The organism is Anaerotaenia torta, assembly GCF_050433395.1.
Lineage (GTDB): Bacteria > Bacillota > Clostridia > Lachnospirales > Lachnospiraceae > Mobilitalea > Mobilitalea torta.
On sequence record NZ_JBNPXH010000006.1, the window covers coordinates 39474 to 53680 of the forward strand.

The 14207-nt window shown below is 41.3% G+C and carries 9 protein-coding genes and 2 pseudogenes; 6 read left to right on the forward strand and 5 right to left on the reverse strand.

The genetic code is table 11. The features are described 5' to 3' along the window. The first annotated feature begins 76 nt into the window (after positions 1 to 76). From HNQ56_RS11085 to HNQ56_RS11105, 5 genes and pseudogenes are all read left to right on the forward strand, one after another. Positions 77 to 650, forward strand: a pseudogene (locus tag HNQ56_RS11085) (N-acetylmuramoyl-L-alanine amidase). Beyond that, entirely contained in the window at positions 643 to 801 is a 159-nt protein-coding gene (locus HNQ56_RS11090) for a peptidoglycan-binding domain-containing protein (protein ID WP_429145758.1), read from the forward strand. Before HNQ56_RS11085 ends, HNQ56_RS11090 begins: the two are co-directional and overlap by 8 nt. 508 nt (positions 802 to 1309) lie before the next feature. Then, positions 1310 to 1459: a hypothetical protein gene (locus tag HNQ56_RS11095; RefSeq protein ID WP_429145761.1), complete on the forward strand. Its 150-nt coding sequence runs from the start codon at positions 1310 to 1312 to the stop codon at positions 1457 to 1459. A 93-nt stretch (positions 1460 to 1552) separates the two neighbouring features. After that, entirely contained in the window at positions 1553 to 3916 is a 2364-nt protein-coding gene (locus HNQ56_RS11100) for an SIR2 family protein (protein ID WP_429145764.1), read from the forward strand. Between the two features lie 347 nt (positions 3917 to 4263). Beyond that, positions 4264 to 5481 (forward strand): annotated as a pseudogene (locus HNQ56_RS11105) (IS256 family transposase). Positions 5482 to 5556: 75 nt separating this feature from the next. Here HNQ56_RS11105 and HNQ56_RS11110 read toward each other — a convergent pair. From HNQ56_RS11110 to HNQ56_RS11130, 5 genes are all read right to left on the reverse strand, one after another. Continuing rightward, the gene (locus HNQ56_RS11110; protein ID WP_429145767.1) at positions 5557 to 6966 is read right to left on the reverse strand and encodes a M56 family metallopeptidase; all 1410 of its coding nucleotides are present in this window, start codon (positions 6964 to 6966) and stop codon (positions 5557 to 5559) included. Continuing rightward, positions 6959 to 7354 (reverse strand): BlaI/MecI/CopY family transcriptional regulator, encoded by a 396-nt coding sequence (locus HNQ56_RS11115; RefSeq protein WP_429145770.1) that lies wholly within the window; start codon positions 7352 to 7354, stop codon positions 6959 to 6961. Before HNQ56_RS11115 ends, HNQ56_RS11110 begins: the two co-directional genes overlap by 8 nt. 706 nt (positions 7355 to 8060) lie before the next feature. Next, positions 8061 to 9290, reverse strand: coding sequence for an ATP-binding protein (locus tag HNQ56_RS11120; RefSeq protein WP_429145773.1), 1230 nt, complete (start codon positions 9288 to 9290; stop codon positions 8061 to 8063). Positions 9291 to 9575: 285 nt separating this feature from the next. After that, positions 9576 to 11102 (reverse strand): response regulator, encoded by a 1527-nt coding sequence (locus tag HNQ56_RS11125; protein ID WP_429145776.1) that lies wholly within the window; start codon positions 11100 to 11102, stop codon positions 9576 to 9578. A 14-nt stretch (positions 11103 to 11116) separates the two neighbouring features. Then, positions 11117 to 12904, reverse strand: a complete 1788-nt coding sequence (locus tag HNQ56_RS11130; protein ID WP_429145779.1) for a cache domain-containing sensor histidine kinase — start codon at positions 12902 to 12904, stop codon at positions 11117 to 11119. A gap of 326 nt (positions 12905 to 13230) precedes the next feature. On the opposite strand from HNQ56_RS11130, the gene HNQ56_RS11135 reads away from it, so the two are divergent. Then, the gene (locus HNQ56_RS11135) at positions 13231 to 14193 is read left to right on the forward strand and encodes an ABC transporter permease (RefSeq protein WP_429145782.1); all 963 of its coding nucleotides are present in this window, start codon (positions 13231 to 13233) and stop codon (positions 14191 to 14193) included. Positions 14194 to 14207 lie beyond the last annotated feature (14 nt).

Sequence of the window (14207 nt, forward strand, 5' to 3'; positions counted from 1 at the left end):
GGATGGAACGAATGATATCAAAAAAGGGGAACAGTACCGAGAACATTACGCCAATGTAGGTGTGGCCTTCCAGCTGGTGAAGGAGTTGCAGCGCTGTGGATTTGATGTGATGCAGACGGGTTTTAACGATGATAACGCCACGGATGACCCTGATACCGCCCTGGCAGAGATAGCGAAGGCAAATTGTGAATATAGCATATCCGTCCACTTCGACGCTTATGGTGACGGTGCAAACTTTAACAGCGCCCAGGGCATGGGAATATATATCCATGACAAAATATGCAGGCCAATCTGATAAGCTGGCCCAGACGGTGCTAAAACACCTGGCGGGAGGCACAAAGCAGACCGACCGGGGCGTAACGAAGCAGTCCATGGCAATGTGCAACTGCAATGCCATGGATGTCAAGGCAGCCGTCCTGTGTGAGGTCGCTTTTATGACTAACCTTAACGAGGCCACAACCATGATGGCCAGTAAAGCCTTCGGGTTGGAAAGCGCGCAGGAAATTGCAAGGGGAGTATGTGAGTACACTGGTGTTAAATATGCGCCTGAGGACAGCGCACCCTACATCCCTGCTAAAACAATTACGCCGGAGGACATCAAATGGGCCGAGGAGCGGCTGAATACGGTTATTCCAGATTTGGTTGTCTAAATTGACAATAGACGGCTCCTTCGGTCCGAAGACGCGCATTGCAGTACTGGTCTATTGGGACCAGTTGGGCTGGGGAAAGCATATGCAGGATGATGGAATCAGGATCGGCACGGCTACCCGGGAAGCTCTGGCAGCAGGGCGAGTAAAATAATTATAAATGGCATAGAATGGCATACAACGTATATGGTATTGTGTAAGCGGGAAGGTTGTCAATAGGCACTCTCTAAACGACTGCCAGATGTCGTAGCACAGTGGCCGACTTTCCTTGTTTTATATGGAATCAAAATGGAAAACATCAATTCTTTATAATGTCCTGTATATACCTGATGTGCAAATCATACAAATATGCAATGTTGTATTGGATAGGGTAAAAAAGATTGTGAAATGAAAACGGAGGTTAATAAATGCAGCGTTATTTAAGCATCCTTCGTGATGCTTTTCTTCTGCATAGTAAAGAATAAAGATGCCCTGGTCAGTAATGGCCATTGTATTCTTAGAAATCATAGAATTCACAAATAATTTATGCTATTAATAAAACACAAAACCATTAAATTATTTCCATTGACTTTGTCTTACGGAAAGTTGATTGTGGTATAGAATTGAAGAAGTATGGAACACTCATGTTATAGAACAGAATTTTTCTAGAAAAGGAGAACAATATGAAAAAAGTTTATGTAAAAATTACAATTAATGAAGCAATAAGGATTATAAAAGATAAATTAGGCGTCGGTGATGAAGTTATACATTATTTGTATAACTATAAGGATGGGGAAGAACTGATAAAATGTATAGCAGATAATATAAAATAAAGTAATATATTGAAAATCATTCTAGAATATGGTATTATTATGTAAAACTATAAGGTGTGTGATAAAGTGCGATTTGATAACGAAAGTTTATTTATGGAGATGGTTGGGCAGTATGGATTAAATATGTTTTTAGGTGCAGGTTTTTCTGCTTATGCAAAAAATAATGAAAATGAGAAATTACCGCTAGGAAATAAAATATGTGAGCAACTTATTAAAACTTTTGAGGTTGAGAATCATAGGAATTTAAATTTGAGCCAAGTTTGCCAAAAAATTAAATCTAGAAATAAAGATGCACTTAATATGTTTCTTCGTAATAAATACAAAGTTAAAGAGTTTGATTCAGATTATTTGAAAATATATAAATTACCATTAAAGAATATTTTTACAATAAATATTGATGACTTGATTGAAAAAATATATAGTGATGCAAATGCCACAATTGATATATCGGATGTTAAAATCAATGGCTTAATTGATAAAAATAATATAGTAAATTTATACAAATTACATGGTTCAGTTACATATCCGGTTGATACGAGGTTATCTTTTACGGAAAAGGAACTTCATGATTTATTTATAATTGATCATACATTATTTAATGCAGTAACATATAAACTAGCAGCATGTCCTACAATATTTTGGGGTACAAGCCTATACGATAGTAATAGTATTCAATTACTTTGTAACGCAGAAACTATTAACTCACTAAAAATGCCTAAGTGGATAGTTGTATACCCTGAAGGAAATTATAATGATTTAATTGAAGATTTAAAAGAACTAGATTTTAATATAATTGTTGCTGATACTAAAGAGCTTATAAATTATTTATATAATATGCCCTTTGTCAATAAAAATGAGGGAAACCCTTATATATATGAAAAATATAGGAATGCTTTTCCTAATAATTTTATTACAAAGGAATTAATAAAAAAGGCACCAGTTAGACCTATATCCGATTTCTTCTTTGGAGCGGAACCCCAAATATCCGACATACTTTCTAAAAGCTTAGTAAGAACATCTTATTTCAACAAAATATATGATACTATTTTGAAATTTAATGTAACGTTAATAACAGGGATACCGGGATGTGGTAAATCTACATTATTAATGCAGCTGGCTTTTGCATCGGAAATTAGCGGTCGAAAATTCTGGTTTAATAATATGATAGAAGCAGAAGCAAATCGCCTAGTAAATCTTGTTAAACATGATAATAATGTTATAGTATTTTTGGATAATCTTTATAACAATTTGGATGCGTTTTCTGTTTTGAAACAATGCAATAATATTAAAATTGTTACTACTGAAAGAGCAATTAATTATGAATTTATAAAAAAGTCTTTAAATATTACTATCAATTCAATTATTGATGTGAGTAATTTAGAATCTAGCGATATTCAGAGTATATGTCAGTCGATGAATAGAGAAAGCTATGCGGCTTTAGAAATGTTAAAGAAAAATCAAAATGTGTCATTATTGGAGATTGTTTTTTTTGTTTACAAAAGTATAACAGTAAAAAGTCGAGTTAAGGAATATATATTATCATTAGAGCACTATAAAGATACAATATTAAAAATTGATCTATTAGAGTTGTATGTATTAGTAAATTATATAAGTTATTGTGGAATTCCAGCATCTATGGATATGTTGATATTTTACTTTAGTGAAAATAAGGTTAATTATGATGAAATTATGTATGCAATAAAAAAAATGAACAGTATAATTGTTGATGTTGATGTTGCAGAAAAGTATTTATCAACATCTCAGGATTATGTATCAATGAGAAGTAAACTATATGGTGAAATATCAATAAACGTAATATCAAGAAAAACATTATGTTATGTTTTAAATAAATTTCTTAAAAATGTTAATCCAATGATAATTTACAGATATGATATTTTTAAGAAGAGAGCATATGACGCTGATATTACAAATAGAGCATTTATAACGGAAGAAGGTATAACGTATTATGAGAATGTATTAACTCAGAATACATCTCCATATATAAGGCATCAGTACGCTTTATTCTTACAAAGAAAAGGTGACATAACTAAAGCATGGGAGCAAATAGATAAAGCTTATTCTGATTGTAATAAAAAAATATTTACTATTGCAAATACTCATGCAATGATTATGTTTGAAAAGAATATTGATGTCAAACTTAATAATGAAAAAGAAATAACTGATTTAAAGGAAATTTTATCACGTACATTTGAGACACTTAAATACTGCATTGATAAAGACATGAGAGTTAATTATCATGTATTAATTTATTCAAGAAATGCAGTAAAATATTATGAGAAGTTTGGTATAGACGATAAAGGAAGGGATTACTTAGAGTTTGCAGGTAAACAATTAAATGGAATAATGAATTCTCGTGATTATATATACGGGAGACTCTATTCAGAATTAAAATCATTATACAATGAAATTAAAGGCATATTAAAGATTGCCGATTAAAATCAATTATATAAATATATGCTTCTGCCTATGTGTATTTTATTCTGCGTATTCTTATGCTATGACTCAGTGGTTACTGCGCTTGAGGTAAATGTAACAATAAACAATTACATTATTCCGATTATTAATAAAACTGATGAAGAAATAAAAGAAGAAGCCTGGAAGAAGAAAGATAGTGAGTATGAGGGTTTAAAACAACAACTACAGAAAATAAATCATGAAATCAACCAAATAAAGATAACATATAATTAATTTCGCAAATTCAATTTCATAAAAATGGACATGCTCCATAGCCGCTTGGTAAAATAAAGTTACCACACCAATCTCACTAAGGAGGCTATGAAACTATGTCCAAGCTATCTAAAGATAGCATTAACATTATACAATTAAACGAAGAAATAATCAAAACCGAATTAAAGGATTTAGTACGTTCTAGTGTTGAGGAAACCCTCAATGCCCTGCTTGACAAGGAAGCCGATGAACTCGTCAATGCCGAAAAATATGAGCGTTCCGGTGATCGTCAGGGTTACCGGTCAGGTCATTACCAGAGGAATCTTGTTACCACTTCAGGAGAAGTAAAGCTGAATGTGCCAAAACTCAAAGGGATTCCTTTTGAAACAGCCATCATAGAGCGCTACCGCAGACGGGAATGCTCTGTGGAAGAGGCACTCATTGAGATGTATCTGGCCGGTGTTTCCGTTCGCCGGGTTGAGGATATCACGGAGGCACTTTGGGGCACGAAGGTATCTCCCGGAACAATCAGCAACTTAAACAAGAAAGCCTACGAGCACATCGAGGTTTGGCGTAATCGGCCTCTGAATGGCGGAAACTATCCCTATGTCTTTGTCGATGGCATCTTCCTGAAACGCTGCTGGGGCGGCGAATATGAGAATGTATCAATCCTGATAGCTATCGGTGTAAATGAAGATGGCTACCGTGAAATAATCGGAGCCTCCGAAGGCATGAAGGAAGACCGGGAAAGCTGGAAAAACTTCCTCACCGGATTAAAAGAGCGGGGCCTCAAAGGTGTCCAATTGATTATAGGGGATAAAAATCTCGGTATGCTGGAGTCTATTCCACAAGTGTTTCCCGAAGCGAAATATCAGCGTTGCACGGTACATTTCTACAGAAATATTTTTTCAGTAACACCACGCAGCCGTATGAAATTCGTGGCAAAAATGCTGAAAGCAATTCACGCCCAGGAAAGCAAGGAAGCAGCCTGTGAAAAGGCAAGGCAGGTAGCGGGTGAGCTACGGAACATGAAGCTGAAGGAAGCGGCCAAGAAGCTCGAAGATGGCATTGAAGAAACCTTAGCATACATGAATTTTCCCTATGAGCACTGGAATCGGATTCGGACAAACAACGCGATTGAGCGCTTGAACCGTGAAATCAAGCGTCGGATAAAAGTAGTTGGCACATTTCCGGATGGACAGTGAGCTCTTATGCTGGTATGTGCCCGACTTCGTCATATAGCGGGAACCCAGTGGGGAGCAAAACTCTACATGAACATGAAGCATCTTGATCAAATGCAATCTGCTGACGAAGCAGCTTACATAGTCGGCTAACTACCGGTAACCAAACGGCTAATTATGATTTTGCGAAAAATACTTGACGGTATTCGGTTTTATACTGTGTTGTTACTATTCAGCCTCGCCCCTAATTTCTCCGCTTTCAATCTTTTTCAAGATGTCCTGCCACTGCTCCGGTGTAAACTTGCTCTCGTCGGAGAGCTTGACGGAAATTAACGTTTCCATCTCCAAATCCATTTTAATCGCTCCCGCAATTTCCTCTGCCGACAAGATTGTTACTTGTTCAGTGACAGACTCCTTAACCATTGCAATTTCCTCTATCTTTTTTGTAAATGGTTTCGAAAATCGATCAACACCGAAGCTCATACTTGTATTTTCCAATATTTCTAGTTCCCCGTATGATACAGCTTTAGGTAGTGGCTGCTGATTTTGCCCTTTGTTATTATCAGATGGCTGTTCATGCTTTAAGGGTTCTGTTCCTTTACTTAAAAGTTGGACATCATCCAAGTTGGGGGTATTTTCTGCGGCTAAAGCAGCGACGGTTGCTCCAACACCTGCGATTGTTACCATTGCGACAACAGCAAAAGCCGCAATATGTTTCTTTGTTTTCTTAACGTTTAACAACAGGGTTAATCTCCTTTCAATGTGCTTTCTGCTCTCACATAGAGAAGAACAAAAAGCCGTGTTCATGCCGGATTGATTATCCAGCGTGTTCAAGATAGCTTCGCCATAAAGTTTTCTTTCCTCATGGGACATTTCACATGCCAATGCCTCGTCGCAGGATAACTCGCCCCATGTGCTTATATCCTTGCGTAGAACATGGACAAGGGGGTTAAACCAATGCACGGTTCCTGCAAGTAGGGCAAGCATTTTTACCCATAAATCCTTGCGTTTCAAGTGCATTAGCTCATGGGTCAAGACAAATTTCAAGTCATGTTCCCGCATGTTTGAGGTTGGCAGCAATATCATAGGGCGGCACAACCCCACAAGCATAGGACTTTTGATTTTTGGGTTCATCATAAGTTTTACTTCGCTATGGATACCTAACGCCGCTTTGCATGAGGAAAGAAGGACGGCGGTTGCGCTATCCTCCGATACGGGAAAGCAGTCAGTCCGAAGTTGTTTAGAAAATCTGCGGTAGCAATAGAAATGCCATCCGGCAAATACCATCGTACCCATAAACCAAATGAGCAAAATGGTTTGTGTCAATTCAACCGTCAAATGCTTCTCCACCAGAGTATCCATTGTGTCTATAAAACCGTTTGACGGTAGTGTTGGTAGTGATTTCTGAATGAGAGACGGTTCGGCAGGATAGTTTTCCGCGATAGGGTGAACTAAAGGGAGGCTTCCGGTAAAGAGAAAAACGGGTAAGAGAAAAAAAGCGATTGCCATTTTTCCAATTCCGTATTGCCACTTTGCAGGAAAGATTTTCGCCGTTACAGGTCGAAGCAACAGCATTAGCCCGACAACCACACTTCCCGCAATAGACATGGCAAGGAGATTTGAAAACAGATTACTCATTCTTATCACCTGCCTTTTCTGCGAACCAGCGTCTTAATTCGGTCATTTCATCTTTCGTCAGTTCTTTACCGTCATAGAGCGTTGTCAAGAAGTTTTTAACTGAACCCTCATACAAAGTTTCCAATAGGCTCTTTGCTTCATGGCTCCGATATTCTTCCGGCGATATGCGAGGCTCGTAGATATTCGCCCGACCTTGTTTTATGGAAGTCAGGACACCCTTTTCAACCAGCCTTGCAAGAAAGGTTGCTATTGTTTGTCCTTTCCACTCCTTGCCCTTTTGCAGTGCAAAAATGTCAAGCAGTTCGCCGGATGTAATGGGATGGTCGGAAGCCCAGATAATCTGCATCACTTCCATTTCCGTTTCTGATAGTTTTTGAAAATTAATCATGGGTATACATCCTCCATTCATTGCCGCACGTCTGCGACAATTCTACTACATTTATGTAGTGGTTCTATTCTACTACATGAATGTAGTAGCGTCAAGATAAATTTCAAAACAATGTAAATGTAAGGTGGGTTTCATAAGCTGCAGAAAGGGGGCGCGGATTGTTTAGCTCAAACCTCGAACGAAAGGGCAGCCCGCATGAGTTTTGACCGCAAGCGGTCGCGTGTGTCTATCAGCTTCTTTATAAACCCCAATACAAAAAATATCTGAAGTACCAGAGTTTTGTTAAAATACAAAAAAGCCTGGCTGAAAAATACAGCCGGGCATGATTGGAAAAATTAATAAATTAAATAAAAGACACGGAGGCAATCTCATATTGCTGCCGAACCTGCTAAAATTTATTATCAATCAAGCATTTATTAAGAAAAACAGAAAATATTGTAACAAATCAAAATAGTCAAGATAATCCTTTTGATTATCTGAAAAATATGTGTCCTGAATTTGCTCCTGCCATTGACCTAATTATAGAATTTTGAAGCCGATTTTATCAAATATAAAGGTAAGCCATTGTATGAAGAAATTGAAGAGTTTCGCAAAGGAAAATGGTAAATACATCGTTGACAAAATTAAAAGCACCACTCCATTTTAGTCCCAAAACTTCTTCACGGCGAAGACCGTAAAATGCGGCCAGTATGACTGCGTTATCTTTCTATATCCCCCAAATGGGAACAATTAAATTCTGGCTATCAAACGCCGATAACCGATCTGTGGTGCACAGCACAGCCCCTGTCCCACGTTCCAATGAAGCTTTATCTATGACCCCGAATACTCGGGTAAGCTGGCTCTGCGGAGTGGCTGTTTTCTTGATTTCCATAGGGTACAGCTTTCCACTGTCCTCCAGCAAAATGTCTATCTCCTTGGTATCCTTATCCCGATAGTAATAAATAAAGGCTTCTCGGCCGCAGTTCTGATAGCTCTTGACAATCTCCGACACTACAAAATTTTCAAGAATTGCACCGCTCATTGCACCATTCATCAGAGTATCACTATCGCTCCATTTGGTCAGATATGCTGCCAACCCACAGTCATAGAAATAAAGTTTTGGTTTCGTTACCATGCGCTTAAGCATATTATTTGAATATGGATGGAGATAAAACACAATTCCCAGCCTCTCCAAAATCCCAAGCCAGTTTTTAGCGGTAACCTGGTCAATCCCGGCAGCATCAGAGATAGTCTTATAATTCACCATCTGTCCACACAGAGCAGCTGCTGATGTGATAAAGTCCATAAATTTAAGCGAATCAATGGCACCGGATGTCTCTTTTACATCCCGGTCAACATAGGTGCTGATATAGCTGGAATAAACAGCCCGATAATCACTGTATTGCCCACTGATAAGGGCAGGCATACCACCTCTGAAAATACGCTCATAAAGTGCAGGAGTATCAACAGGTGTCCTCTCCTTTATCCGCTGTGACAGTTGTTCCAAATCCAGCACAAAAGGTGTTGAAGCAGTACCGTAGATTTCAGCCTGTGACATGGGTGCCATATGGAGCAGGCAAACGCGCCCAGCCAGAGATTCCTGTATTCCCTCCATCAGTTTGAACACCTGTGAACCTGTCAGCCAAAAATCACCGGCACGATGGTTTTGGTCGACATGTATTTTAATATAAGTGAATAGCTCCGGTGCATACTGCACCTCATCGATAAACACCGGCGGCTTATGAATTTGCAGGAACATCTTCGGGTCATTCTTTGCCATCTGGCGCTCTGTCAAATCGTCCAGCGTAACATACTCCCGTCCTATGTTCTCCTCTGCAGCCAGCTTTTGCAGCATGGTGGTTTTTCCTGCCTGCCTCGGACCGGTAAGCAACAAAGCAGGAAATTCTTTGGAAAGGCGGAGAAAGGTATCCTCCATTGCTCTGTGTATATAATTCATAAAATCACCTCTTCGTCTAAATTTGTCTTTTACTACATTATAGCCGATATGTTGTATCGGATCAATATGATTTCGGCTATTATATGTATTTATTATCTTCTCTGACCATTTTCAGGCCTCAAAACGGGTTTTCGCCAAACATGGTATCGCTATGCCCCATATCGCGGAATTTGATGAGATCAGCCCGGATATCCAATGCTTCTAGTATTTTCTATGCCCTTTTTCCCTATTTGGAGAAGAAATCAATTTAGAGGATGCCGAACCTGCTTAATGTGAAGCAGTTACTCATCTTTTCTTCTTATACTGGGAAGGGGAAACCTTCTCGTATTTCTTAAATTTGATATTAAAATAATCCACATTTTTATAGCCTACCATTTCGGCGGCCTGATAGACCAGGTATCCTTTCTCCAGGAGCTCCTTTGCCTTCTCCACCCGAAGCCTGTCCAGATAATCGGTAAAGGATTCTCCTGTGGAACTTTTGAACTTGCGGCCCAGATAGGTTCTGCTGTAATGCAGGGACTGGGCCATGGAGGTGATGGAAATATCCTTGTTATAATTGTTTTTCATATAACGGATGAGCTTTTCCACGATGTTATCAGGAGGAAGGGCTTCGAATTCACTGGAGATATTAACCAGTAAGGCCTTTAATTCACTGTTCAGCTCCATGATGCTGTCCTTTAGGTAGGCGCTTTCAATAAAACCCTGCCGATCGAAGAGATCCTTCTCCCTGTCAGGAAATAAGGTTCTGAAATAATCTACCAGGTTGATAAACAGGTTGATATATTCTGTCTTTACCTCCATTTCGGAGGCATCCCGCTCAATAAAAGAATTCATCCATCGCTCCAGGCACCGGTTAATATCCTCCAGGGAATGATACTCAATGGCCGGAGCGAGCCGCTTTATCATGTCCTCCAGGGCAATGGGTGCCTGCTCCCTTAAGTGGGGAAGGCTCTCGGCAGAAACCAGACCCTTGTAGCCGTAGAGAAAGAGCTTGTCAAACAACTGATCGGCGGACTCATAGGACTGGGGAAGATTCGCAAAGGAAGCTACCTTCTTTCCGATGGAAATAAACAGGTTGATATGGAATTCCGCAAAAATATCCTTCTGCAGCTTGTTAAAAACCAGGGTGTTGGTCTTGGAGCGATTGATGGAAAGGATCGCATAGGACTTGTTGGTGGAGTACAGATACTGGCAGGACTGCTTCGCAATAAACCGCTGCAGGGCAAGGTGGAAATCCTCCAGGGTCTTACCCTCCTGATTGGTAAGGGAAAAAGAAATCAATATAATCTGGAGGGAATTACCGTTCTTCTCCCAGGTGGGGATATCCGGAAGTACAGAGAGCGTCTCATAGGAGGAGATGCCTGTAATGAACTGCTCCAGCAGCTTTTCCCTGGTCAGTACAGAAAAGGTGTCCTGCCTGTCGATGACCAGGGAGGAAGCCTCCAGCTCCTTCCGGATGGAATAAAGTTCTCCCGCAAGAGCCCGTTCGTCAATGGGCTTTAACAGATAGGACTTAACGCCGTAGCGGATAGCTGTCTGGGCGTAGGTAAAGTCGGCGAATCCGGTAATCAGAATGAAAAAGCCGGAATAACCGGTCAGGCGCAGTTGTCTTATCATATCAAGTCCGTTCATTTCAGGCATTTTAATATCCGTAATTACCAGATCTGGCTTAAGCCGCTCCGTTAAATTCAGAGCCTGCCCGCCGTTGGAGGCTTCGGCAAGGATTTCAAAACCAAAGGTGCTCCAGTCGATAATATTCCTTAAACCCTGGCGGATGTGCTCTTCATCATCTACAATCAATACACGGTACATAAAGGCATCTCCTTTCAGATACAAGTTATGATAGGAAGGCGGATCGTAACAATGGTGCCCCTGTCTTTCTCGCTGGTAAGGGAGAGTCCGTAATCTGACCCATATACCAGCTGTATCCGCTGATGAACATTGAGGATTCCGATGTGTTCAGTGGGGGATGCCCCGGGAGGAGACTCCAGCTTCTCTTTCAGATCCTTTAGAACCTCCGCCTTCATTCCCGCGCCGTTATCGGCTACGCGGATAATCAGGATATCCTCCTCTCGGGTAACTGTCACGGAGATAAAGCCGCCGGAGCGTTTGCCCTCCCTCTCCTCAATTCCGTGACGGAAGGCGTTCTCTACAATGGGCTGGGTAAGGAAGGGAAGAATCTTCTGGTTATCAATGGGACAATAGACGTTGATTTTATAGTGAAAGAGGCTTTCGAACCGGAATTTCTGAAGCTCCAGGTAGCTGGTGACCAGCTCCAGCTCATGGGAGAGGAAAACCGGCTCATTTTTTGTGAACAGGCTTTTTCTCAGAATATTGGATAGCATCCGGATAGCGGAAGCAATCTCCGTCTCGCTGTTGGTAACGGCCTTCATACGGATGCTTTCCAGGATATTGAAGAGAAAATGGGGATTAATCTGGCTGTTCAATACCTGGAGCTGGATCTCCTTCTGGCTGGTTTCCAGCTGCTGCTTCTGGATCTGTGCCAGATATACCTCCTGTATCAGGTTATGGATGTTGGTAAGCATCCTTCCCAGATGCATGGTCAGATCCCCGATCTCATCCCTGCCATCCACCACGGGGACGAAATCCAGATCCCCTCCCATAGCCCGGCGTATATCCTTGTCCAGTCTGGATAGGCGCTTAGTAAGAAGCTTGGAGAATAAGATCAGCCCGGTAAAGGATACTATGATGCCAATGAGTACGATGAGGTTGGACAGGTGTATAATCTGGGAGGTCTTTTCCAGGATACTGGCTTCCGGCACCAGGGAGATGATATGGAAGACGCCTTCGGAATGACTGACAGTAAGGGGAAGGGAAAGCACAATGAGGGAAGACTTGGCTCCTCCTTCTGTGATTTCCAGATAGTGCTCCCCTTCCTGTTTCAGTCCGGCCTCTCCAAGGCTCCTGCCTGTCAGCTCCGGTCTGCTGGAACTGACAATGGTTTTGTCAGGATCCAGCAACAGGGTCTGGACGCTCTCCTGGCTCAGGATTTCCTGCAATCTGGAGGAAGTGACGGCGGCAGTCAGCACGCCGAAGAATTTGCCCCGCATGTAGATGGGGCGGCAAAGCGTCAGATCCTTTGTATCCTTCTCCAAAAAGGAGGGATTGTCAATATAGTGCCAGAAGGCCGAGGATTTGCCGGCGGCCTCCTGGTACCAGGAGGAAGCGGCAATATTTTTGGGAGTATTCTTAATATACCCGTTGTCCAGGACATGTTGGGAATCGATATAATAATTCAAGTACTTGAGATTACCGTCGGAGCGGTCAATGTAGGGAGAAAGATTCCCCTGTTCCCAGAGAAAGCGGACAAACTCATAGTTGGAGCGGTAATTGGAGGTAATGGCCGTAGAAAGGGAGGCGTCGTAGGCAATATTATAGGAGGCGGAGGAAACGGTTTCAAGGCTTTGGGAAATACGCAGGATGACGCGCTCCATACTGTTGTTCACTTCCTTTATGGCATTTTCCATGACGACATTGCGCATGGAGTTCATCAAAAAGAAAGAGACCCCTATGGGAATGGAGATGACAAAAAGGTAGGAGAGGGTAATTTTCTTCCACATGGGCAGATTATTTAAAAAAGATATCCGATTCATCTTCATATACCTCGTATCATAAATGGGTAACCAAAGAAATGGCTGCCCGCACAATAATGGTAGTGTGATTATAGCATTGTTTTACAAAGACCGCAACAATGGCACGGGGTATGGAAGTAAATGTTTTATTTTATAGGGAAAAAGTGCACGAATTTATGGTATGGGGAAAGCGCTTTTTCTGTTCCTTATCCTTTCCCATGGCGCAGGTTGCAAAAGTATGGGATAAAAAGTACTGTTTCCCGGGTATTATGAAAAAACACCCTGGGCTATAATAAATCCATAATCAAAGACATACCAGTTGACTAAGTTCAGAGGAGCAAAATAAAATGACAGCAGAATCAACCAAGATCAAACCAAAGAAAAAAGGCAGGAAGAGAAAATCCCTGCTATATCGGATATATCAGCAAAAATATCTTTTTATCATGTCGGTGCCCATTGTAATATGGCTGGTCATATTTGCTTATATACCACTGTTTGGGTGGTCCTATGCCTTTATCAAGTTTGTACCCGGCAAGCCGGTATTCCAGTCCCAGTTCGTCGGTTTTAAGTATTTTATAGAGATGTTTCAGGATGGGAAGTTCTACAATGCACTGCTGAATACCGTTATCATGGCCTCCCTGTCCATTGTGCTTACCTGCTTTATCCTACCCATTATCTTTGCCCTGCTGCTCAACGAGGTAAAGGGAGTCGCCTTTAAGAGAATTGTTCAGACCGTATCCTATCTGCCCCATTTTGTATCCTGGGTGGTGGTAGCCGGCATGTTCATACAGTTTCTCTCTCCCCAGAGCGGTATTTTTAATGATTTTCTGAAATCCATGAATTTGATTAAGGAACCCATCAACTTCATGGGAGTGCCCAAGTACTTCTACGCCATTATTACCAGTGCCACTGTCTGGAAGACCCTTGGCTGGAACGCCATTATCTATATCTCCGCCATGGCCGGGGTGGATCAGGAGCTTTATGAGGCTGCCGCCGTGGACGGAGCCGGACGTATGAGAAAGATCTGGAATGTCACCCTTCCCGGCATTCGCCCCACGGTGGTCATCCTTCTGGTCATGAACATCGGAGGGCTGATCAACGGCGGCTTTGAATCCCAGATGCTCTTCTCCAATGGGTTGAATCAGGAAAAGGCACAGGTATTAAGCCTCTATGTTCTGAATTACGGCATTGGGCTGATGCGCTTCAGCTTCGGTACGGCGGTGGGAATCTTCACATCCTTTGTTTCTTTTGCACTTGTTCTGATTGCCAACTTCATATCGAAGAAAACCACGGAGCAGGCATTATTTTAGGAGGAGAAAAACCA